We start from the raw sequence: 21,426 nt of genomic DNA on the forward strand, positions 1-21,426 counted from the left end.
CTACGACGTTGATAGGTTGGGTGTGTAAGCGCTGTGAGGCGTTGAGCTAACCAATACTAATTGCCCGTGAGGCTTGACCATATAACACCCAAGCAATTTGCTTGCTCTAATGAGCACCAGATTGCGGTGTGTGAAGACGAGATGAACCGAAAGTTCGATGCTCACAAACACCGAAAGCTGTCACATACCCAATTTGCTGAAGCGCGGCCAGCTGGCCACGACTCAGTACCCGAATTTCTTGACGACCATAGAGCATTGGAACCACCTGATCCCATCCCGAACTCAGCAGTGAAACGATGCATCGCCGATGGTAGTGTGGGGTTTCCCCATGTGAGAGTAGGTCATCGTCAAGATTAAATTCCGAAACCCCTATCTGCGTATGCAGGTAGGGGTTTTGTTTTAGTAGAAGTCACCAATTTTACTGGCACGTTTCCTTTTAACGGGCTGGTCACAGATTTTCTTGACGACCATAGAGCATTGGAACCACCTGATCCCATCCCGAACTCAGCAGTGAAACGATGCATCGCCGATGGTAGTGTGGGGTTTCCCCATGTGAGAGTAGGTCATCGTCAAGATTGAATTCCCAGAACCCCTGTCTGCTAACGCACACAGGGGTTTTGTCGTATTGGGCTGGTTTTACTGTGGTCTTGCCCGCTAAAGCAGTTGATCAGGCACGCGGTCAAAGCAAGCCTCAAGCAAACATCTTCAAAACATTTCCCATTGCATCGTCCGCAAACCCCTGCACGAATGCCTTGAACGCCGGCAGCCCCGCTTCACCACCTTGCGCCGGTTCGGCGATGATCGTCCAGGTTGCGCGGGATGTGTCAGTATTCAAGGCCTCGACACTCATGGCTGCCCACAGATTGGCTACGCCCAAGGTGTTGTAGATGGTTGTCCACGTCATGCTCCGTGCATCGTCGTCGCGCGTGTTCAATTGCTCGACCACCAGGTTACCGTCCCTGAAAAACTTCTTGCGCAGGGAAGACACACCTTCGCCCGTCATCTCAATGTGCGACAGCGCCGGAATGAAAGCGTCGAATCCGGCGAAGTCGCCAACTACGGCCCAGACCTTGGCCGCATCCGCGGGTACCTCTACGGAAGACGTAACGTGGCAGCCTTGTGGATTTTTGACGAGGGTATCGGGTTGCAGATTTTTCATGGTGTTGCTCCGCTTCAGTGACTCAGATGAAGTTGATTTCTTTGAGGTAGTCGCAGCCACGCCGTAGCAGCGCCGCGGATTTATGCGGGTAACACGCGCCCATCTGCCGCACGCCAGCGTGGGCGTTGGCATGGCCAATCAATGAGATGTCGCCGATGTCTTCTTCAAAGCCGTTGAGGTAAAAACCGAGCACGCCGAACAACGCATTGCTACTGTCGACCCGGCCCAACTGCTGTTGCCAGTCGGCCACGCTGACCATGGAAAACTCCCGACCGCTTTCACGGAAAGAAGCCACATAAGTGTCCCAGCTCAAAGGTTCGGGGTTGTGCAGGTTGAACACCGCTTGTTCAGGCTGATAGCGGCTGGTATGGAAGGCGATGAAACGGGCGAGAAAGTCCACCGGCATCAGGTCGAAGTTGAGTGCCAAGTCCGGCACCTGTCCCAATTGGATAGAACCCTTGAGCATCAGCATCAGACGGTTTTTGTGCGGTTGGCAGACGCCACTCTCACTGTTGAAACTGATGTTACCGGGGCGGTAAAGATTGACCCGAACACCCCGCTCACGCGCGCGTTCAAGAATGCGTTCGGCGACCCACTTCGAGAGGTTGTAACCGTTCTTGATGTAGATCGGGGGAGTGGGCGCGGCGGGTAATTCTAGCACCCGGCCATCGCTGCCGATCGTGCTTGAGGCTGACAACGTAGAAACGAAGTTGAAGATCTTTTTGCTCCGTCCTTCGCACAGTCGCAGGCATTCAAATATTGGCTCGACGTTGTCGTTTGCCAGCGAATCGTAATCGAGCACATGATTGACGTTCGCGGCGTTGTGCACCAACGCACCATAATCCTGGTCAAGACGCGCGTAATCGTCTGCCGAAAGAGCCAGCAAGGGCCGCGTAATGTCCGCCGCATAGACTCGCACCCGGCTCATATCCAGATGCCCCAGACGATTTTCCTGCAACGCCTGCGTAAATCGTTCAGCCGCCGATTGGCTCTCGCTTTCGCGTACGAGACAGGCGACCTCGCTCGCCCCCCACTCCAGCAGCGCTTCGACGATGTGCACGCCGACGAAGCTATTGGCGCCGGTGACGATCACCTTGTGCACATCGCCCATACGACTTAACGGTAGAGCCTGCACAGCGAGTTCACGGCAGGCATCCGCCAGAGCCTGTTGGCTCAGCACTTCCTCCGTGCCCGAACCGCGGACGAGTGTCGCCAGCTTGGCGATGGTCGGCTGTTCGATGAAGCGGTTAATGGAGATGCTGCGACCGAACTCTTCCCGCAGGCGCAACAGCATTCGCGACAGCAAAATCGAATGTCCGCCCAGATTGAAAAAGCTTTCGTCGGTAGAAATCTCGCTGGCTGGCAATTCCAGCAACTCGCCCCAGATGTCGACCAACAGCGCTTCATCGGCATTGGCCGGCAGGCGCCGTTGCGGGTTCTCGACGATGCGGACGGGCAACTCCAGCAGCACCTTGCGATCCACCTTGCCGTTACTGGCAAAAGGCATGCTTGCCAGTTCCGTCCACGCTGTGGGCTGCATGTAGTCGGGCAGAAATTGCCTCGCATGCGTCTTCAGTGCTTCGAGCGCCGCACCTGGGTGATCGCCTTGGGGTTGTGCCATGAATGCGAGGATTCGCCGTTTGTGGTCGATCACAACCGCCACTTGCCGATAGCGCTGGCCATCACGCAGGCAGCGTTCTATTTCCTCCGGCTCGACCCGAAAACCACGGATCTTTACCTGATTGTCCAAGCGCCCGCACAGCTCGATGCCGGCTGCCGTCCACTTCGCCATATCGCCGGTGCGATAGGCTCGTAAACATTGGCCATCCGGCAGGTTCAGATTAAGATACCGTTCAGCCGTCAGCGGCGAGTTGTTCAGATAACCCAGGCATACGCCCGGCCCGACGATGAATACCTCGCCCACGGTTTGCTCGACGACCGGCTGCAAATCTTGATCGAGAATGAGTATCTGGCTATTGGCGATCGGTGCTCCGAGCGTGCGGTTATTGTCACCGTGGCGCAGTTGTCGTGCGGTGATCAACACTGTGGCTTCGGTGGGGCCGTAAAGGTTATAGAGCTTACCCTCACGCGTCAGTTGCTCGATCACAAAAGGCTCGCAGACATCACCGCCCGTCATGACGTGATCCAGCGCCTGCAGTTGATCAAGCGGCAGAATGCTCAACAACGCAGGCGGCAGAAAGGCGTGGCTCAATGTCCGCTGGCGGATCAATTTCACCAGTTGCAGCGGGTCACGCTTTTGATCGTCGTTGGGCACGATCAATTCGGCGCCTTGCACCAGTGTCGGAAAAATATCAATCAGCGACGAATCGAAACCCAGCGACGAGAACTGCAACACACGGCTGCGCTCGTCCAGTTGCACATAGGCGGCGTACCACGCGGTGAAGTGCGCAAGGTTCGCCTGACTGAGCAACACGCCTTTTGGAACGCCCGTGGTGCCCGAGGTATAGAGCGCCATGCACGGTGCTTCCAGGGCAGGGCGCTGGCGCATCAGTGGTTGATCGGCTGCCAGGCTTTCAGCGTCGATTGCCGTGATGTCCAGACCGGGTATCTCGGTCGCGAGCGGGTGTTTGCCGTCGTGCAGCAACAGCGCCGCCTTGGCATCCGACAGAATGGAACGCTGACGTTCCAAGGGATGGTCAGGTTCCAGCGGCAGGTAGATCGCGCCGCTGCCAAGAATCGCCAAAATTCCCGCGTACAAGGCGCTGCATTTTGGCAAACAAATGCCTATCACCAATGGCCCTTCGTGCTGCCTTGAAACCGCCTGCAACTGCTGCTGAATCGCGCGGCTGTGAGCGTGCAATTGGCGATAGGTCAGGCAGGTGTTGGCGATGTGCAGCGCGGGTCTGTCGGCGGACTTGATGAAGCGCTGTTCGAGCCGCTCAATCATTGGTATTTGAGCGAGTTGCAGCAGCCCGGAGTCTGTTGTCGCATTGAAGCGATGGACGAACGCCAGGGATTGGAGAAATAGCAGACCTTCCACCCTTTCGTAATCGAACGGCGCTAAAGGCTTGGCCTGTAGCAAATACTCCGTGTCCCGCGAGAAACGACTGACTAGCAATGCCGCCTGATCTATCAGTTCGACGACCGCGCACTGACGCAGCGCCTGACCGTTACCTGACAGTTCGTCTGCAATCGGCACACGGCAGATTGCTGCCGAACCGTACAGACACAGCAGGTCCAGCGACGGCAATCCGGATGTTCCGGGCGCGTTCACCCCCAGGCACACTGTCAGCCGCGCTGTACTGCCGAAGTCCTGCGGGGGCAGGCTAGCATCGTCGATCCACAGGTCGACATGGCCTGACGGCTGCACGTTGAAGGTGGTCGACAGCCTCACCGCATGCCCTTGATGTTCGAGCTCAAGCGCCAGGTCGTTCAACGCCTGGCTGCGACCGCTGAGCAAAATGTCGAGACGTCTCATGCTGTGCTCCTCGCTAAACCAGGTAATCGCTCAAGGCCGACTGGATGCACGGCGAATCCAGCAACGAACTGCTGCGGAAGAAACGCACAATGTTGGCGACCAAGGGATGATGTCGGCTGATCGGGAAGGCCATTGCCGACACTTCGCTGTTGAGTGCACTGCGCGCGGTATCACTGATCTGCATGGATGCAATCAGGCGCAAGTCGAACGATTTCTGGATGTCGTGGGTCAGGTACTGCCCGATGAACACCGGCAGAATCTGTGCGATGCACTGACGGTCATCTTCGTTCGCGGTGTGCCAGTAGATGCGCACCAGACGCGACCAGAATCCCGAGTGCCGACCCTCGTCGAGCAAGTGATCGGCCATCAAGCCCTTGATCGATTGCTTGACCGTATCGTCCTTGGCGAATGCCGCCACATCGCCGGTCACGGTGTTCTCGGCGATGGCCACGCAAATCAACTCGATGACACCGCGCAAGTGTTCGGGGGCGAGAGCGACGGCGGCCGGGATCGCCCGGCTCAGCTCGATTTCATCCGGCAGTTCAATCGGTGCGATGCCGGTCATGGCAATGGTTTGTTGCATGAAGTCCATGGCCACCAGCGCGTGGTAATCCTCGTCCACCACCACGGTCATCGCGTCGTAGCGACAGGCAAACGGGAAGGCGACCGGGAAACGGTTCTTGGCGATGTTGCGAGCGGTCTTGTCGACGATCTCGGTTTCGAAAATCACCACGTCGTTGATAAATTTGTAGAGCGTCTGTACCAAAGCGAAATCACGTTGCTCGGGACATCCGCGCAGGAAGGTATCGCTCAGCACCAGCGGTTGACGGCTCAGCGGATAAATCAGTTTCTCGTCGTTCTCCAGGATGCGGCGCGGGCGGGTGCGGATAGTTGCGCGGCTTTCCCATGTCTCGGCAAAGGATTGGTAATCGGCAGCGTTCATGCGACCACCTGCGCAGCCGGCGCGCTCATGCTCAGGCGCAAACCGTCCCATAGCGCGAGACGGCTCTCCACGGCTGCAAGGGCACTTGCGTAAACGTCTTTTTCGCGTTGCGGGTCACCACCGACCAAGCGCGCGAGCAGTCTTTCCGCCGCCGGGCCGTGGTCTTCGGAGTCGACTTCGATATGCCGCTGCAAGTAATAACGGAAGGTTGGCGCCTGCTCGAGGCCGATGCCCCAGTCGTCGAGAATCCGCTGGAACATCTGCGGGATGACGCTCTCTCGACCATGCAGAAATGCAGCCGCCACGCAATGGCCAGGCGCATGCAGCGCGATTTGCAAGGTGTGCCGTACAAAGCGCGCAGTCGCCGGGTCGACATCGACGCTCTGCAACGCCACTTCGTAACCCACACCCTGCTGTTGCAGGCTGATAAAACGTTCGATGGCGGCGGTGCTTGCGCCGACTTCGCGCATCGCATCCAGATACAACTCGAAATGACTGTAATGACCTTCTGCCGGACGATCATCGGATTCTTCGCCCAGTACGATCTCGTTGATCAATCGTGTCGCCTGTGGATCTCGCGGTGGCAACCACGGCAGTTGAACGCAGGTCAGTTCCTGCTGCAGGCGTTTGGTCAATGACATGAAATCCCATACTGCAAATACATGCGATTCCATAAAGCGTTGTAATACCGGAAGCGAATCAATTTCGGAGAATATTGGATGCGCGCCGAGTGCTGTTTTCTTCTGATCTAAAAGTTGTTTTGTTAAATTCATTGTATGACCTTTAGGTGTTCTGAAGAGCAGTGGTTGAAGTGTCTTGTCAGTTCTGAAGGTTTTCCATTGGCGAACGAGTGCCTCAAACGAATTGATGGCATTCGTTAGCAAAAGCTATGCGTTGTGCGGCGTTCCGCCAGGTCCAGTGGCGGCTGAAGAAAACTAATACATGTAGAAAGGCCCGAGCAAGATATTTTTATATTATTTAAATGCTCTAATAAACTGGGCGCGATAAATTTCAATAAAACATTTATTTAATGTTTTATTTGGGCGTAGTTGCTCCTTCCGGCTTATTCAAGTCAGAATTGAAATAAGAGTGAATACCTCACTCGAAGCAACTTTTAAATGCATTTCATTGAAGTTATTTAAGGGCGAAGTTAGCGAGGTGCCGGATCTTCCTTGCCCGTGACAAGACTCCTTCCATAGGTTCTTGATGCGGGCGCGTCAGGCGTCACCCGTCGATGGTGTACTGGCAGTCCAAGAGTGAGCGTAAATCAAGGCGGCCGCTATCACTGACGCCTCACGCAGTCAGTGAAAGGGGAAGAGGATTGATAGCATTGGAGTGCCGCTGCATCAGGAAATGAGCGAACAGATTGAAGGCTCGCAGAAGGTTGTTGCAGCTATTTCGAGGTTTTTCTGCTTTGAGCTTCTGGGCTGGCGAGATAGCGGGTGATCACCTCGACGCCCCTGTTGAGGTGCGATTCAAGCAGCTCCACCGAGCGTGCGACATCGCGGTTTTCCACGGCTCGCAGCAAGGCGCGGTGATCTTCCTGAGAGAGCTTGCCCAGGCCCATCGCTTCCAGATTGAACCGCAGGAAGCGTTCCTCTTCGTTCAAACCGTCTTCCACGAGGTGCAGAAGCCGGCGGTTGGGCGCTTTTGCGTACAGCGCCATGTGGAAGAGGCGATTGAGCCGGCCGATCTCAGTGTAATCGTGCTGGATGTCCAGCTCTTCGATGTAACGCGCAGCCAGCGCGATGTCCTCGTGGGTGAGTAGAGGGATCGACAGACGCAAGGCTTCTGACTCGAGCAGAATGCGCAGCGAGTAGGTCTCAACGGCATCGCCCTGAACCAGTGGCGCCACCACTGCGCCTTTGTGAGCAATGACATTGAGCAGCGATTGCGCTTCGAGCTGCCGCAGGGCTTCACGTACGGGCATGCGACTGACGCCGAACAGGTCAGCCAGGTCTTGTTGGCGAAGGGCCGTGCCACACGGGATACGACCATCGAGAATCGCTGCTCGCAGGGTTTCCTCAATCACCGAGCGGGCCAGGTGCGCGGGTATCGGGCCGTTAACCTTTATGCTGTGGAGCGGATTAGGCTTTTGTGTCACGAAAACGCACCCTGACTGACTGGGAATTCTGGATCCGAGAGGGACACTAGTGAGTGCCTGCCGGGTTGTCAAACACACCAAAGTTCATCCTTAAGCGTAGTCCGTCGACAGTGATCTCATCGTGCCATTGTCTTTTGAACGGCTAACCTTCAACATCAATCGATTCCATCTGCCTACCTGGATGCCTCGCATTGTCGGTACGTTTCGCGATCCCCCGGATATTGCGCTGGCTGTGCTGCGCGTTGCTGATCGCCGGCTTCTTGCCGGGCGGTCTGCATGCCGATTGGGATTTTTCCGTGATCAGCCGCAAGGCTCAGGCCCTTTACGGGCCTTTGGGCGACGGTCAGCGACGGATCGATGCCTGGCAGCAGTTGCTGGCGACGCAAAAGCAAATCGGCGAGCTGGAGCAGCTCAACGTGGTCAACAAGTTCTTCAACAAGCAGATGCGTTATGAAGAAGACACCGATTTGTGGCATGCGGTCGATTACTGGGAAACCCCGATCGAAGCGTTGTGGAAGGGTGCCGGTGATTGCGAAGACTATGCCATTGCCAAATATTTCAGTTTGCGTCGCCTCGGCGTACCCAGTGCCAAATTGCGCATTACTTATGTCAAAGCCGTGAGCCTGAATCGCGCGCACATGGTACTGACTTACTACGCCAGCCCTGAGGCCATGCCGCTGGTGCTCGACAGCCTGATTGATTCGATCAAGCCGGCCAGCCAACGAACCGATCTTTTGCCCGTCTACTCTTTCAATGCCGAAGGGTTATGGTTGCCGGGTGCGAAGGGCAACAAGAAAGTCGGCGACACAAAACGTTTGTCGCGCTGGCAGGATGTATTGAAGAAAATGCAGGCAGAAGGTTTCCCGGTCGAGACGACTAACTAGGAGCACACGCTCAGATGTCTTTGTTCAAACAGCTGTTGATTGCTATCTGTCTGTTCCTGGTGATCGCCTTCACTGGCAGCTTCATGGTCAGCCTCGAGAGCTCGCGCGCTCAATACGTCAATCAATTGCGTTCCCACGCTCAGGACGCGGCCACCGCGCTGGCGCTGTCGTTGACGCCGAATATCGATGATCCTGCGATGGTCGAATTGCTGGTCAGCTCGATTTTTGACAGCGGTTATTACGCGAGCATTCGAGTCGTGGATGTGGCGAACAACACCACGCTGGTGGAGCGCAGCGGTATCCCGGCGGTGAATAACGTACCGGACTGGTTCGTCAAATTGATTGGTCTGGAACCGGCCGGCGGCGACGCAATCATCAGTCGAGGCTGGGAGCAGGCGGCGCGCGTCGAGGTGGTCAGCCATCCAATGTTTGCGCTCGCCAAGCTTTGGCAAAGCGCACTCGGCAGCCTTGGGTGGCTGCTGCTGTGTGGCGCGGTCAGCGCGGGGTTGGGCGCGCTGCTGTTGCGTCGACAACTGAAGCCACTGGACTACATGGTCGAGCAGTCCCACGCCATTGCCCGCCGCGAATTCCTCAGCCTGCCGGACTTGCCGCGCACACCCGAATTGCGACGGGTGGTGCAGGCCATGAATCAGATGGTCGAGAAACTGAAGGCGTTGTTTCAGGAGCAGGCCGAGCGCAGCGAGAAACTCCGTGACGAGTCTTATCAGGATGCGCTGACCGGGCTGGCGAACCGGCGCTATTTCGAAATGCAATTGAACGCCCGCGTGAGCAATCCGGAACAGGCCAGTTCGGGGTATCTGTTGCTGCTGAGGGTTAGCGATCTGGCTGGACTGAATCAGCGTCTGGGTGGCCAGCATACGGATGGGTTGCTTAAAGCCGTCGGCCAACAACTCACGCGCGTGTGCGCCAAATATCCGGAAACGCTGAACCTGGTGACACGTGTGCGCGGTGGCGAGTTTGCTGTGCTGGCGCCTGGGTTGATGCGCACCGAAGCGCTGCAACTGGCGCAAACCCTGGAGAACGCGCTCGCGAGTCTGCACGCGACCGGCGCCACCGATGTTATTTCGGTGGCGTCTATCGGGCTCGCACCGTTTGCCCATGGCGATACGCCGCAAGCAGTGATCGGGTTGGCTGATCAGGCCCTGGCCCAAGCCGAGGCGCAAGGTGATTGCACCTGGGTCTGCCTCGACCACAGCGTCTCCGCTAGCGTCGGCGAAGATCATCACGCCTGGCACACTCTGCTTGATCAGGCGTTGAGTCAGCGTCGTCTCGAGTTGTATTTTCAACCGGTGGTGGCCAGCCAGGACACCACCCTGGTGCTGCATTACAAAGTGCTCTCGCGTCTGATCGACGAACAGGGCCAGGTGATTCCCGCCGGACGATTCCTGCCGTGGCTCGAGCGTTTCGGCTGGACCGCGCGGCTCGATCGCCTGATGCTGGAACTGGTGCTGGCTCAAATGACCCGGCACGAGGCGTCACTGGCGCTGAACCTCTCTTCTGCAACCCTGACCGACCCGCAGGCGCTGAGCAAAATCTTCGACATTCTGCGCGCGCATTCCAATCTGGGTTCGCGCCTGACGCTGGAGATCGGCGAGGAACAACTGCCGGCTCAAGCAGGCCTGGAGGCGCTGACGCGGCGGCTGCGTGAACTGGGCTTCTCATTGAGCCTGCAACATTTTGGTGGCCGCTTCAGCATGATCGGTAACCTTGCGCGGCTCGGGCTGGCGTATTTGAAGGTTGATGGCAGCTATATCAGGGCGATTGATCAAGAAGGCGACAAACGTCTGTTCATCGAGGCGATCCAGCGAGCCGCGCACAGCATCGATCTGCCGTTGATCGCCGAGCGGGTCGAGACCGAAGGGGAATTGTCAGTGATTCGCGAGATGGGAATTTATGGGGTGCAGGGCCAGTTGGTGGGTGAGCCGAAGCCTTGGGAGTAAAGGGTCGGCTCTACCGCTAATTACTTTCGGAGGCTAGATCAGCCCCGCGTCGTCATCATCCACCAGATGACTCAAACCTCCCAGCGCCTCCCGCGCCTGGGAGCGGTCCATCAGCTTGGCCTGCGCCGCCGCCGGCAGGTCGGTGACGCGGATCACGCCTTTATCGGTCAACACCTGAATCAAGTCATCGAGCACCCGGATCATGTCCAGGTCGCTCTGCTTGAGTTGCCTCAGATTGCTCGCAACCACCTCGCTGGCGAACCAGGCCTGAACGTCGGGGTGATCAGCCGGCAGCGTCTCGCTGAAATTGGCATAAGCCTGAGCTTCCACGCGCATCAATTGGCCTTGCGCATTGCGTTGCACGTAGAACATTGGGCATCCCTCAGTCATGGAGCAGTCATCCTGTCAGCAGGATAGGCGAGCCCCGCCATATGCTCATCCGCTAACAGTATTTAGTTCTCGTCTTATACCCATCATGTCACCTTCCTGCGTACCGTGCCCAAAGAGGCGCTGCTGAGCGTGCAGCTGAGCTCGTTCACCCTGCCGATTCCGCTGCCAACGTTGATGCTGACGCAGGCCTGGCACTCGCGCTTCGACAAGGCCCCGGCGCACCGATGGATACGTGAAACCCTGAAAAGCTGTTGCGGCGAAATCCTGAAGGCCAGGGCGCAGCTAAAAAACGCGCGCAACCCTCAAAGCTCCCTCGCCACGGTGCCGTTTGATCATTCTCTAGCGGACAAATCCGCCATGCCTTTGAGCAACTCGATGGGCAGCGGGAAGACGATGGTGGTGGTTTTATCGCCGGCAATCGAGCTCAGCGTCTGCATGTAGCGCAACTGCATGGCGCCCGGCTGGCGTCCGAGCATCTCGGCGGCCTGCATGAGTTTTTCCGAGGCTTGCAACTCGCCTTCAGCGTGGATCACTTTGGCCCGGCGTTCGCGCTCGGCTTCGGCTTGTCTGGCGATGGCGCGGACCATCGATTCGTTGAGGTCGACGTGTTTGATTTCGACATTGGCCACCTTGATGCCCCAGGCGTCGGTTTGGGCATCGAGCACTTGCTGGATATCGACGTTCAGCCGTTCGCGCTCCGCCAGCAATTCATCCAGTTCATGTTTGCCCAGCACTGCACGCAAAGTGGTCTGAGCCAATTGGCTGGTGGCCATGAGAAAATCTTCAACCTGAATAATCGCCTTCTGCGGATCGAGAACGCGGAAGTACAGCACTGCGTTGACCTTGACCGAGACGTTATCGCGAGTGATCACGTCTTGCGTCGGCACGTCGAGAACGATGGTGCGCAGGTCTACACGGACCATTTGTTGCACCACCGGAATCAGCAGAATCAGCCCGGGGCCTTTGACCTGCCAGAAGCGTCCCAGCTGGAACACCACGCCCCGCTCGTACTCGCGCAGGATGCGAAAAGTCGCTGCCGCGAGGACGATCAGTAACAGCAGCAGTGCGGCAAATCCCAGTTGCAAACCCATGACTATTCTCCACCCGGCGCCGCATCACCTGCGGCCACTTCCAGCAGTAATCCCTTGCGCGCAATGACCCGGACTTTTTGCCCGGTCTGCAACGGCGTCGGGCTCAGCACTTGCCATTGTTCTCCCTGCAAATGGACCCAGCCATTGCAGGCGTTGCCGGCCTGTAGCGACTGTACGGCAGTGACGCTGCCGACAAGCCCTGCGTCGCCACTGACGCTTTCGCGCGGTCGGGTTTTTAATGCGCGAATCAGCAGGAAAGCCAACAGCGCAGCGCTGATCAAGCCCAGGCCGATCATCATCGGCACCGGCAGCTGTGCGTCGGTCAGAATCACCGCGCCGATCACGAACATCACGATGCCGCCGAGGCCGATCACGCCATAATTGGGCAGCGCTGCTTCAGCAATCAGAAAGCCGAGTCCGAGGACGATCAGCCACAATCCGACCGGGTTGGCGCCCCACAGCAAGGTCTCTGCCGCGAAGGCTGACCCGCTCGCGATCAGCAAGGGTGCAAGGGCGTAACGGCAAATGTTCACTCGACCCTCCGGGAGCGTCTGAAGTGGTTCTTCAATACAGTCTAGTCGAGTGGGGGGGCAGACAATTTTTGATCGGCTTGCCCGATTACCCGACGGGCAGATTTTCCGCAGCCACTGGCAGACCGGCCTAAACTTTCTGGCATGTATGAGACCGGGTCAGGTGTCGTGTTATCGCGGTGTCCATTACACCGTCATCGCGGGCAAGCCACGCGCCCACAGGGGACCGCGTTTTCTGTAGGAGTGAGCCTGCTCACGATTGACGGCATTTATGTGCAGGGTATCTGTCAGGCGTACCACGGTTTACTGTGGGAGCGTGGCTTGCCCACGATTGACTGCGCAGCAGTCACCTACTCCCTGAATCCTATAAAGGAGCCCGACATGGAATCCCCGACCCACAGCCTGCCTTCCCTGTTCAAACAACTCGGTTTGGCCGACGACGCCGAAAGCATCGACAAATTCATTGCCACCCATTCACCGCTCAAACCTGAATTGCACCTGGCGGATGCGTTTTTCTGGAGCAAGAGCCAGTCGCAACTGCTACGGGACGAAATTCTCGATGACGCCGATTGGGCGGTGGTGGTGGATCAGTTGAACGTGTTGCTGAGGAAGGGGCGGGGGATGTAGTCGGTTTTGAAACTGCCTGTCGGCGCATAGTTGTCAGATTACGATCAATTGACCAGAATAAAGACCTGAATTGAGGTCCTATCTATGCAAAGTGTATTGGCCGACATGGCCGTCAGTGTCTCCGAGTTGAAGAAAAATCCGTCTGCTGTTCTGAATGGTGCGCATGGTCGTCCTGTTGCTGTGCTGAATCACAACCGCGTCATGGGTTATATGGTTCCGGCCGATGTTTTTGAGGCGATGATGGATCGCCTCGACGATCTCGATTTGGCAGAAATCGTGCGGTCTCGTCAGCATGAAACGCCAATCCCGGTCACTCTGGATGACCTATAAGCTTGAATTCCTTCCGTCTGCGCGCAAGGAATGGAGCAAGCTGGGGCACACGTTGCGCGAGCAATTCAAGAAGAAACTGGCAGAGCGGCTCGAAGGGCCACGCGTTCCGGCGGATGTACTGCACGGTATGGCGAACTGTTAGAAAATCAAACTGAAATCTTCCGGTTACAGGCTTGTGTACGAAGTCGTTGATGAGCGTGTAGTCGTATCGGTGGTTGCAGTTGGAAAGCGCGAACGCAGTGCTGTGTATGAGCGAGCCAAGAGTCGATGACATTGCCTTTTGGCTATTATCGCTAAATTGTTTCAAAACTTGACCAGCTTTCCCGTATTCCTTCACACTGATAGTTAGCAAACTAACAGTGTGTACATCCTCCCGTGCCGAAAAACCTCGACGTTCTCCAGATGAACATCAGCAGTTCCATGGTGGTGGCCGCCCGTCATTGGCGAAAAATCTGCCAGACCACGCTGGTCAACTATGGAATCTCCGAAGCCTGCGCCGTCCCGCTGTTGATGATTGGGCGCTTGGGCGAGGGTGTGCGACAAGTGACGGTAGCGCAGGCGGCCGGGATGGAAAGTCCGTCGTTGGTGCGCTTGCTCGATCAGTTGTGTCACGCCGGTTATGTGCGCCGCACTGAAGACGAACACGACCGCCGCGCCAAATGCCTGAGCCTGACCGAGACCGGGCGCGTGCTGGTGCAAGCGGTCGAGATTGAGCTGGTACGCCTTCGCAGCGAAGTCCTTCAAGGCATTTCCCAGAGTGATCTGGAAGCGACGCTGCGGGTCTTGCAAGCCTTCGAGGCTGCTAATTCGCCATCGACGGTGATCCGGTGAACGGCTTCTTCACCGGCGTCCCGCCCGCGCGCGACTGGTTCTACGGCGTGCGCACATTTGCCGCGGCGATGATCGCGTTATACATCGCCATGCTCATGCAAATGCCGCGTCCGTATTGGGCGATGGCCACGGTTTACATCGTCTCCAGCCCCTTCGTCGGCCCGACCAGTTCCAAAGCCTTGTATCGCGCGGTGGGCACTTTGATGGGCGCAGCGGCGGCGGTGTTTTTCGTGCCGATGTTTGTACAGAGCCCCTATGTGCTGGTGGTGGTCATCGCCCTATGGACCGGGATTCTGCTGTTCCTCTCGCTGCATTTGCGCACCGCTAACAGTTACGCGTTGATGCTCGCCGGCTACACCTTGCCGCTGATCGCGCTGCCGGTGGTGGATAACCCACTTGCCGTTTGGGATGTGGCGGAAGCGCGGACTGAAGAAATCTTCCTGGGCATCGCCGTGGCTGCTGTCGTTGGCGCGATGTTCTGGCCGCGAAGGTTGGCGCCCGTGTTCAACGACTCGGTGAACAAGTGGTTTGCCGATGCGTCGACATACAGCCTGCGCTTCCTCAGTCGAGCAGTGTCGCCGGATGAAGTCAGTGCGTTGCGCGCTTCGATGGTCGCAACTTTCAACACGCTGGAACTGATGATCGGCCAGCTGCCCCACGAAGGCTCGCGCCCGCAAACCGTGCGCAATACCAAAGAGCTGCGCGGGCGCATGATTCATCTGCTGCCAGTGGTCGATGCCCTCGACGATGCCCTTTACGCCCTCGAGCGACGCACGCCTGAGCTGGTCGATAAATTTGCGCCATTGCTCGCAGCCACCCGCGAATGGCTGGATCACAAAGACGCCGATCTCGATCGCTGGCAAGCATTGAAGCATCAACTGGAAGCGCTGCAACCCTCAGCCGAAGCACTTGATGATCGAAAGCAACTGTTGTTCTCGAACGCGTTGTACAGGCTCGGCGAGTGGATCGATCTGTGGCAAGACTGCCGCAGCCTGCAATACGCCATCCAGTGCGAAAGCCAGGACAACTGGCGGGCGGTGTATCGCCACTGGCGGCTCGGTCGCCTGTCGCCGTTTCTTGACCGTGGCTTGATGCTGTATTCGGCGGCGTCCACCGTGTCGGCGATCATAGTGGCTTCGGTATTGTGGATTCTGCTCGGCTGGACCGACGGCGGCGCTGCAGTGATCCTGGCCGCCGTGGCGTGCAGTTTCTTCGCCTCGATGGACGACCCGGCGCCACAGATCTACCGCTTCTTTTTCTGGACGGCGATGTCGGTGCTGTTCGCCAGCCTTTACCTGTTTCTGGTCCTGCCCAATCTGCATGATTTTCCGATGCTGGTGCTGGCGTTCGCGGTGCCATTCATTTGCATCGGCACGCTGACGGTCAAGCCGCAGTTCTATCTGGGCATGCTGCTGACGCTGGTCAACACCTCATCCTTTATAAGTATTCAAGGCGCGTACGACGCGGATTTTCTCAGCTTCGCCAATTCCAACCTGGCCGGTCCGGTGGGTTTGCTGTTCGCGTTTATCTGGACGCTGGTGGCGCGGCCGTTTGGTGCGGAGCTGGCGGCCAAGCGCCTGACGCGTTTCAGCTGGCGCGACATTGTCAGCCTCACCGAACCGGCGTCGCTGGCCGAGCATCGGCAATTGGCCGTGCAGATTCTCGATCGGTTGATGCAGCATTTGCCTCGGCTGGCGATGACCGGGCAGGACACCGGCATCGCGCTGCGCGAAGTCCGCGTGGCGCTCAACCTGCTCGACTTGCTCGCCTACACGCCGCGCGTGTTGGGCGCACCGCAACGGTTGCTGCACCAAGTGGTCGCCGAAGTCGGTGAATATTTCAACGCCTGCCTCAAGGCCGGCGAACGTTTGCCCGCACCCAGCCCGTTGCTGATGACCCTCGACCGCACCCGTCGTGCGCTCAACACCGAGTGCAATGACGGTGCCCGCCTGCACCTGCTGCACGCCTTGAGCGGCTTGCGTCTGGCGCTGTTGCCGGGGGTCGAATTCGTCGGCAATGGCGAACTCGAAGAACCGCTTCCCCATGGCATCGATGGAGCGCCTTTATGATCGGTGATCTGGACATCAGCGGGGTTTTCCTGCCCACGCTGCTGGTGCTGATGGGCATTACCTATGTGTTGTTCCTGCTGGTGCACGGGCTGCTGACGCGTCTGCACTTTTACCGTCTGGTCTGGCACCGGGCATTGTTCAACGTGGCTCTCTACGCCTTGCTGCTTGGCGCCGTGGACTCACTCAGTCGATACCTGATGACATGAAAAAACCTTTTTTGACCCTCGGTCGCGTGGTCCTGACCTTGCTGATCGTGACCTTCGCCGTTGTCGTCGTCTGGCGCATGGTGATGTATTACATGTTCGCCCCGTGGACCCGCGACGGGCACATCCGCGCCGACATCGTACAGATTGCGCCGGACGTCTCCGGGCTGATCCAGCAAGTGCAAGTGCGCGATAACCAACTGGTAAAACGCGGGCAGGTGCTGTTCACCATCGATCAGGACCGTTTCAAGCTGGCCTTGCGTCAGGCCAAGGCCGCCGTCGCCGATCGTCAGGAAACCCTGGCCCAGGCGCAACGGGAAAACAAACGTAATCGCGGCCTCGGCAATCTGGTGCCGGGCGAACAACTGGAAGAAAGCCAGTCGCGTGTGGCCCGCGCCGAAGTGGCGTTGATGGAAGCACAAGTGGCGGTGGACAGCGCCCAGCTCAACCTCGATCGCTCGACCATCCGCAGCCCGGTTGATGGCTACGTCAATGACCGTGCGCCGCGCTCGCAGGAATTCGTTACGGCCGGGCGGCCGGTGCTATCCGTGGTCGACAGCAATTCCTTCCACATCGACGGCTATTTCGAAGAGACCAAGCTGGACGGCATCCATGTCGGCCAAAGCGTCGATATCCGCGTGATCGGCGACCGGGCGCGGCTGCGCGGACATGTGGAAAGCATCGTCGCCGGCATCGAAGACCGCGACCGCAGCAGCGGCAGCAACCTGTTGCCCAACGTCAATCCGGCCTTCAGCTGGGTACGCCTGGCGCAGCGGATTCCGGTGCGAATCGCCTTCGACGAGGTGCCCGCCGACTTCCGCATGATTGCCGGGCGCACGGCCACGGTGTCGATCATCGACGAGCAGAGCGGGGAGTCCGCGCAATGAGCAAGGCCTCGGGTTTGGCGATTGCCGGATTGGCTCTTCTGCTGTCGGCCTGTCAGGTGGTGGGGCCGGATTACCAAGTGCCGGACGACGCTGCCATTCATCGCGAAGATTTACAGGGCAAGCTGGCGGTGGACGGCGACACTGTTGTGTCTGCCCCGGTGCCCGGCGACTGGTGGCGGCTTTACCAGGACCCGCGACTGGATCAACTGGTGCAGCAGGCCATGGCGTCCAACACTGATCTGCGGGTGGCGGCGGCCAACCTTTCCCGCGCCCGTGCCCAGGTCGACGAGGCGCAGGCGGCCGGTGGCTGGAGTGGCGGCGTGAAGATCGGCGCGCAGCGCTTGCAGGAATCCGGCGAAGCGTTTCTGCTGGCGGACAAAGTGCCGGTGGCCAACGTCGGCGACGTCGGCATTACCACCTCCTATCAGTTCGACCTGTTCGGCACATTGCAGCGCGGCATCGAGGCGGCCAAGGCCAATGCCGATGCCACACAAGCGGCGGCCGACACTGCGCGCATTACTCTGGTCGCGGACGTTGTGCGGGCGTACACCCAAGTTTGCGCGGCCAACGAGGAAGAGGAAATTGCCCAGCATTCCCTCGACCTGCAAGCCCAAAGCACCACACTGACCCAACGCCTGCGTGACGCCGGGCGAGGTGATGAAACCCAAGTGACGCGCTCGCAAACCCAATTCAAATCCCTGCGTGCCGACATGCCGCGCTATGAAGCGGCGCGTCAGGCAGGGCTGTTCCGCTTGTCGATGCTGCTGGCCAAGCCGCTCGACCAACTGCCTGCCGGCACTGGCGAATGCGCCGAGCTGCCGAAGATCACTCAGCTGTTGCCGGTGGGCGATGGGGCAACCCTGCTCAAACGACGTCCCGATGTGCGCCAGGCCGAACGCCGGCTGGCCGCTGCGACAGCCGGCATTGGCATTGCCACTGGCGAGTTGTACCCGGATATCAGCATTGGCGCGAGCGTCGGCACCGTTGGTCTGCTGGAAAACCTCGGCAAGCCGGCGGCCAATCGTTGGGGCTTTGGCCCACTGCTGACCTGGACCGTACCGTCGAACGGCTCCCGTGCACGAATTCGCGAGGCCGAAGCCATGAGCCAGGGCGCGCTGGCGCATTTTGACGGCGTGGTGCTCAACGCGATTCGCGAAACCCAAACCGGTCTCGCGCAGTATTCCGCGCTGCTGCAGCGCCGCGATGCGTTGGCCGATGCCGAACAGTCGGCACAACTGGCGGCCGACCAGACGCATCGCTTCTTTACCGCCGGTCGCGCTTCATTCCTCGCGGACCTGCAAGCCACTCGCACTTACACCGACGTACGGGCGCAGCTGGCGGCGGCCAACACCCAAGTGGCGATGAGTCAGATCGATCTGTTTCTGGCCTTGGGCGGCGGTTGGGAAAGCGGACGAACGCAAGCTTCAAACCCCGGCAAACCCTGAGCCCATTGCTATGCTTTGACGTGATGGGATCGCGAGCCGATTTCATCGGTCAAGGCTTGTGTTGGTCATGGGGATACAATAATGAGAAACCCTTATGCTCCCGGCTTCTGGTGCGCAATCGTGGCACTGGTGTTGCTCTCGGCCACTTATTTCTACGGCATCATGCTGGCGCATCAGATTGACACGGCGCTGATTTTCCTCGACAGCGCCGCCGCCCTGATCGCGGTGATGGCAATCGTCGTGGTGGCGTGGTCTTCGGTCCAGAGTAAGCGCATCCAGAAAAGACAGTGCGAACGCGGTAAGACGCGGGTGTTGATCTGGGACACCAAAGTCGCTTTGCGTCGCGTCGAAACGGTATTTGATCGTTATTTCTGGGGCAGTTACTGGCAACCGGGGCGTACTTTCCAGGAAGTCATGGGCGAGCTCACCGGCACGCCTCTGGAAAAAAGCCTCGAAACCCTCAAGAAGCAATGTCTGGAACTGGACAAGCAAATCGCCGACGAAGACTGGCACTGGCTCAACAACGCCCGTGAACTCTCCGCTGTCGCTACCGCCATGGCGCGGGAACGCTATCAGCTGGACTTCTGCGACCCCCGCGCAGAAGTGACGGGCGGGGCGGTGATCAACCGTGACTTTGAGGTGCTGGTGTACACGTGGACCGCGCGGCTGAAGAGCTTTGATCATCAGCTGGATGAGATCGAGGTTCAGTATTCCTGATTGTTATCCGTCGCTACGGCCTGTAGGAGCAAGCTTGCTCGCGATGGCGGCTGCCGCTTCAAAACCTCTCCATCTGTCAGACCGCTATCGCGAGCAAGCTTTGCTCCTACACGCGATCGCAATGCCCTTTGCGCCGAAACTCTCGCTCGATGCCCGCAGTCCATAGACACTCTTTAACCTTTAAACATTGGGTCGTGCGAGGCGGCTGATGCTAATCTCCACCGCACTTTCAGCGCAGTCGTGTCCAAACCCGTCACGGGTTCAGGGAAGACGGCCACATTTCAACTACGGACATTGATCGGGTCATTATGAATAAATCAGCAGGCGTGCTTCTTGGGATTGTTGTGGCCATCGGTGCAATCAGCGCGGGCGGTGCCTGGTACACCGGCACCAAAATCGAAGGCGTCTTGAACACCTCGATCGCCGACGCCAACAAAGAACTGCAAGCCGCGCTGGTCGGTTCCAACGGCACTGCTTCGCTGGAACTGGTATCGCTCGAGCGCCACGTGTTCAGCAGCACCGCGCATTATCGCCTCAAGGGCGAAGGTGAAATGTTCGGTGAAGTGCCGGTCGAGTTGCTGTTGGTCGATAACATCGAGCACGGTCCGTTGCCGTTCTCGCGCCTGGTGTCGCTGAAGTGGCTACCGGTCATGGCCACCAGTCACTACGAACTGGAAAGAACGCCGCTCACCGAAAAATGGTTCGCCGCCGCCAAAGACAAATCGCCGCTGACCGGCGTGGTCAACATCGGCTACGACCGCTCCACCAACGGCACGCTGCAGTTGCAGCCGCTGGACATGGCACTCGACGCCAAGTCCAACCTGAAATTCTCCGGCCTGAACATGGACGTTGCTGCCAACGCCCAGGCGCAGAAAGTCAAAGCTGATGGCTACATGGACAACCTTGTACTGACCAGCGTCGCTGAAGACCAGACGCCAGTGAAGGTCGAGCTCAACGGCCTTACCGTTGCCAGCAACCTGGTGAAAAGTACGTACGGCTATTACACCGGCGAAAACACCATCGAGCTGACCGACAGCAAAACCACGTTCGGCGCCAAGCAATCGGTGTTGGGCGTGAAAAAGTTTGAAATGAAGAACCAGACCGAAGAGACAGGCACCAGCGCGTCCGGGCGGGCCGATTACAAGGTCGGTGAAGTGTCGCTGAACGGCAAGACTGTCGGTTCGGCACAAATGGCCATGAGCCTGAAGAACCTCGACATTCCGGCGAGCATGTCGCTGATGCAGATTTACCAGACCAAATTGCAGCCCTACGAAAAAGCGGCTGCCGAGGCTGCTGCTGCGGGTCAGCCGGCGCCTGAACTGGTTCTGACCCCGGCCGAAGAGGCTCAGGTCAAAACCGGCCTGGAGAAGCTGTTGGCCGCCGGTCCTCAAGTGGCCCTGGAGAATCTGTCGTTCAAAACCACCAACGGTGAGAGCCGCGCCAATCTGGTGCTCGACCTGACCAAGCCGCAATCCATGGACCTGCCGCCAGATCAGTTGATCAAACAGCTGATTGCGCTGCTGGATCTCAATCTGCAAGTGTCCAAGCCAATGCTGGTTGATCTGCTGAGCGTGCAAAGCCAGCTCGACGGTCAGACCGACGCCAAACTTGTCGCCGATCAAGCAACCGCCACGGCGGACATGTTCGGTGCCATGGCGGTGGGTTCGCAGTTTGCCAAGGCTGAAGGCACCAACATCGTGACCAAGCTGCATTACGCCAACAATCAAGTGGAATTCAACGGCCAGAAAATGACCGTCGAAGAGTTTGTCGGCTTCATCATGAGTAAGGTGGGCGATGTCAGCGTTACCCAATAACG

General features: G+C 58.3%; 19 protein-coding genes, 3 rRNA genes and 2 pseudogenes. 16 read left to right on the forward strand and 8 right to left on the reverse strand.

Translation table 11 applies throughout. From position 1 onward, the window contains the following. From DU29_RS0124595 to rrf (DU29_RS0124605), 3 genes are all read left to right on the forward strand, one after another. Positions 1 to 81: ribosomal RNA gene (locus DU29_RS0124595) — 23S ribosomal RNA — on the forward strand; the annotation flags it as partial. A 156-nt stretch (positions 82 to 237) separates the two neighbouring features. Then, positions 238 to 353: ribosomal RNA gene (gene rrf, locus DU29_RS0124600) — 5S ribosomal RNA — on the forward strand. Positions 354 to 459: 106 nt separating this feature from the next. Then, positions 460 to 575, forward strand: a 5S ribosomal RNA gene (gene rrf, locus DU29_RS0124605). A gap of 116 nt (positions 576 to 691) precedes the next feature. Here the strand turns inward: rrf (DU29_RS0124605) and DU29_RS0124610 are convergent. The 5 genes from DU29_RS0124610 to DU29_RS0124630 all read right to left on the reverse strand — a co-directional run bounded on the left by DU29_RS0124610 (position 692) and on the right by DU29_RS0124630 (position 7,645). After that, positions 692 to 1,159, reverse strand: coding sequence for an SRPBCC family protein (locus tag DU29_RS0124610; RefSeq protein WP_028624100.1), 468 nt, complete (start codon positions 1,157 to 1,159; stop codon positions 692 to 694). A 22-nt stretch (positions 1,160 to 1,181) separates the two neighbouring features. After that, a complete protein-coding gene (locus DU29_RS0124615; RefSeq protein ID WP_028624101.1) occupies positions 1,182 to 4,598 on the reverse strand; it encodes a non-ribosomal peptide synthetase in 3,417 nt (1,138 codons plus the stop codon). Positions 4,599 to 4,611: 13 nt separating this feature from the next. Beyond that, on the reverse strand, positions 4,612 to 5,541 hold the full coding sequence (locus DU29_RS0124620) for a diiron oxygenase (protein ID WP_028624102.1): 930 nt from the start codon (positions 5,539 to 5,541) through the stop codon (positions 4,612 to 4,614). Continuing rightward, positions 5,538 to 6,314, reverse strand: a complete 777-nt coding sequence (locus tag DU29_RS0124625) for a DUF3050 domain-containing protein (protein ID WP_028624103.1) — start codon at positions 6,312 to 6,314, stop codon at positions 5,538 to 5,540. Before DU29_RS0124625 ends, DU29_RS0124620 begins: the two co-directional genes overlap by 4 nt. Before the next feature lie 620 nt (positions 6,315 to 6,934). After that, a complete protein-coding gene (locus DU29_RS0124630; RefSeq protein WP_028624104.1) occupies positions 6,935 to 7,645 on the reverse strand; it encodes a GntR family transcriptional regulator in 711 nt (236 codons plus the stop codon). Between the two features lie 191 nt (positions 7,646 to 7,836). Here DU29_RS0124630 and lapG point away from each other — a divergent pair, with 191 nt between their 5' ends. Beyond that, complete coding sequence (gene lapG / locus DU29_RS0124635; protein WP_028624105.1) at positions 7,837 to 8,529, forward strand: cysteine protease LapG; 693 nt, start codon at positions 7,837 to 7,839, stop codon at positions 8,527 to 8,529. A 14-nt stretch (positions 8,530 to 8,543) separates the two neighbouring features. Next, positions 8,544 to 10,490: a cyclic di-GMP receptor LapD gene (gene lapD / locus DU29_RS0124640; protein ID WP_028624106.1), complete on the forward strand. Its 1,947-nt coding sequence runs from the start codon at positions 8,544 to 8,546 to the stop codon at positions 10,488 to 10,490. Between the two features lie 33 nt (positions 10,491 to 10,523). Here the strand turns inward: lapD and DU29_RS0124645 are convergent, their stop codons facing one another. Then, the gene (locus DU29_RS0124645; RefSeq protein ID WP_028624107.1) at positions 10,524 to 10,862 is read right to left on the reverse strand and encodes a hypothetical protein; all 339 of its coding nucleotides are present in this window, start codon (positions 10,860 to 10,862) and stop codon (positions 10,524 to 10,526) included. A 123-nt stretch (positions 10,863 to 10,985) separates the two neighbouring features. Between DU29_RS0124645 and DU29_RS1000000132585 the strand changes: the two are divergent. Next, positions 10,986 to 11,141 (forward strand): annotated as a pseudogene (locus DU29_RS1000000132585) (LysR family transcriptional regulator); the annotation flags it as partial. A gap of 71 nt (positions 11,142 to 11,212) precedes the next feature. Here DU29_RS1000000132585 and DU29_RS0124650 read toward each other — a convergent pair. Both DU29_RS0124650 and DU29_RS0124655 read right to left on the reverse strand, forming a co-directional pair. Further along, on the reverse strand, positions 11,213 to 11,971 hold the full coding sequence (locus DU29_RS0124650; protein WP_028624108.1) for a slipin family protein: 759 nt from the start codon (positions 11,969 to 11,971) through the stop codon (positions 11,213 to 11,215). A 2-nt stretch (positions 11,972 to 11,973) separates the two neighbouring features. Beyond that, positions 11,974 to 12,504 (reverse strand): NfeD family protein, encoded by a 531-nt coding sequence (locus DU29_RS0124655; RefSeq protein WP_028624109.1) that lies wholly within the window; start codon positions 12,502 to 12,504, stop codon positions 11,974 to 11,976. A gap of 378 nt (positions 12,505 to 12,882) precedes the next feature. Here DU29_RS0124655 and DU29_RS0124660 point away from each other — a divergent pair, with 378 nt between their 5' ends. The 10 genes and pseudogenes from DU29_RS0124660 to DU29_RS0124705 all read left to right on the forward strand — a co-directional run bounded on the left by DU29_RS0124660 (position 12,883) and on the right by DU29_RS0124705 (position 21,424). Further along, complete coding sequence (locus tag DU29_RS0124660) at positions 12,883 to 13,128, forward strand: DUF2789 domain-containing protein (protein ID WP_028624110.1); 246 nt, start codon at positions 12,883 to 12,885, stop codon at positions 13,126 to 13,128. Between the two features lie 84 nt (positions 13,129 to 13,212). After that, positions 13,213 to 13,458, forward strand: a complete 246-nt coding sequence (locus DU29_RS0124665; protein ID WP_028624111.1) for a type II toxin-antitoxin system Phd/YefM family antitoxin — start codon at positions 13,213 to 13,215, stop codon at positions 13,456 to 13,458. After that, positions 13,448 to 13,729, forward strand: a pseudogene (locus DU29_RS01000000130395) (type II toxin-antitoxin system RelE family toxin). Before DU29_RS0124665 ends, DU29_RS01000000130395 begins: the two are co-directional and overlap by 11 nt. A 131-nt stretch (positions 13,730 to 13,860) precedes the next feature. Continuing rightward, the gene (locus tag DU29_RS0124675; RefSeq protein ID WP_028624112.1) at positions 13,861 to 14,289 is read left to right on the forward strand and encodes a MarR family winged helix-turn-helix transcriptional regulator; all 429 of its coding nucleotides are present in this window, start codon (positions 13,861 to 13,863) and stop codon (positions 14,287 to 14,289) included. After that, positions 14,286 to 16,358, forward strand: coding sequence for an FUSC family protein (locus tag DU29_RS0124680; RefSeq protein WP_028624113.1), 2,073 nt, complete (start codon positions 14,286 to 14,288; stop codon positions 16,356 to 16,358). The genes DU29_RS0124675 and DU29_RS0124680 overlap by 4 nt, the downstream gene beginning before the upstream one ends. Then, positions 16,355 to 16,564 (forward strand): DUF1656 domain-containing protein, encoded by a 210-nt coding sequence (locus DU29_RS0124685; protein WP_008148151.1) that lies wholly within the window; start codon positions 16,355 to 16,357, stop codon positions 16,562 to 16,564. The genes DU29_RS0124680 and DU29_RS0124685 overlap by 4 nt, the downstream gene beginning before the upstream one ends. Beyond that, entirely contained in the window at positions 16,561 to 17,448 is an 888-nt protein-coding gene (locus DU29_RS0124690; protein WP_028624114.1) for an efflux RND transporter periplasmic adaptor subunit, read from the forward strand. Before DU29_RS0124685 ends, DU29_RS0124690 begins: the two co-directional genes overlap by 4 nt. Next, positions 17,445 to 18,893 carry an efflux transporter outer membrane subunit gene (locus tag DU29_RS0124695; RefSeq protein WP_028624115.1) on the forward strand — a complete coding sequence of 483 codons (1,449 nt, stop codon included), beginning with the start codon at positions 17,445 to 17,447 and terminating at the stop codon, positions 18,891 to 18,893. The genes DU29_RS0124690 and DU29_RS0124695 overlap by 4 nt, the downstream gene beginning before the upstream one ends. A gap of 81 nt (positions 18,894 to 18,974) precedes the next feature. Then, positions 18,975 to 19,610, forward strand: coding sequence for a hypothetical protein (locus DU29_RS0124700; protein WP_028624116.1), 636 nt, complete (start codon positions 18,975 to 18,977; stop codon positions 19,608 to 19,610). Between the two features lie 308 nt (positions 19,611 to 19,918). After that, a complete protein-coding gene (locus DU29_RS0124705) occupies positions 19,919 to 21,424 on the forward strand; it encodes a YdgA family protein (protein ID WP_028624117.1) in 1,506 nt (501 codons plus the stop codon). Positions 21,425 to 21,426: the final 2 nt, after the last annotated feature.

This window comes from Pseudomonas sp. Ant30-3 (assembly GCF_000690905.1).
Taxonomy (GTDB): domain Bacteria; phylum Pseudomonadota; class Gammaproteobacteria; order Pseudomonadales; family Pseudomonadaceae; genus Aquipseudomonas.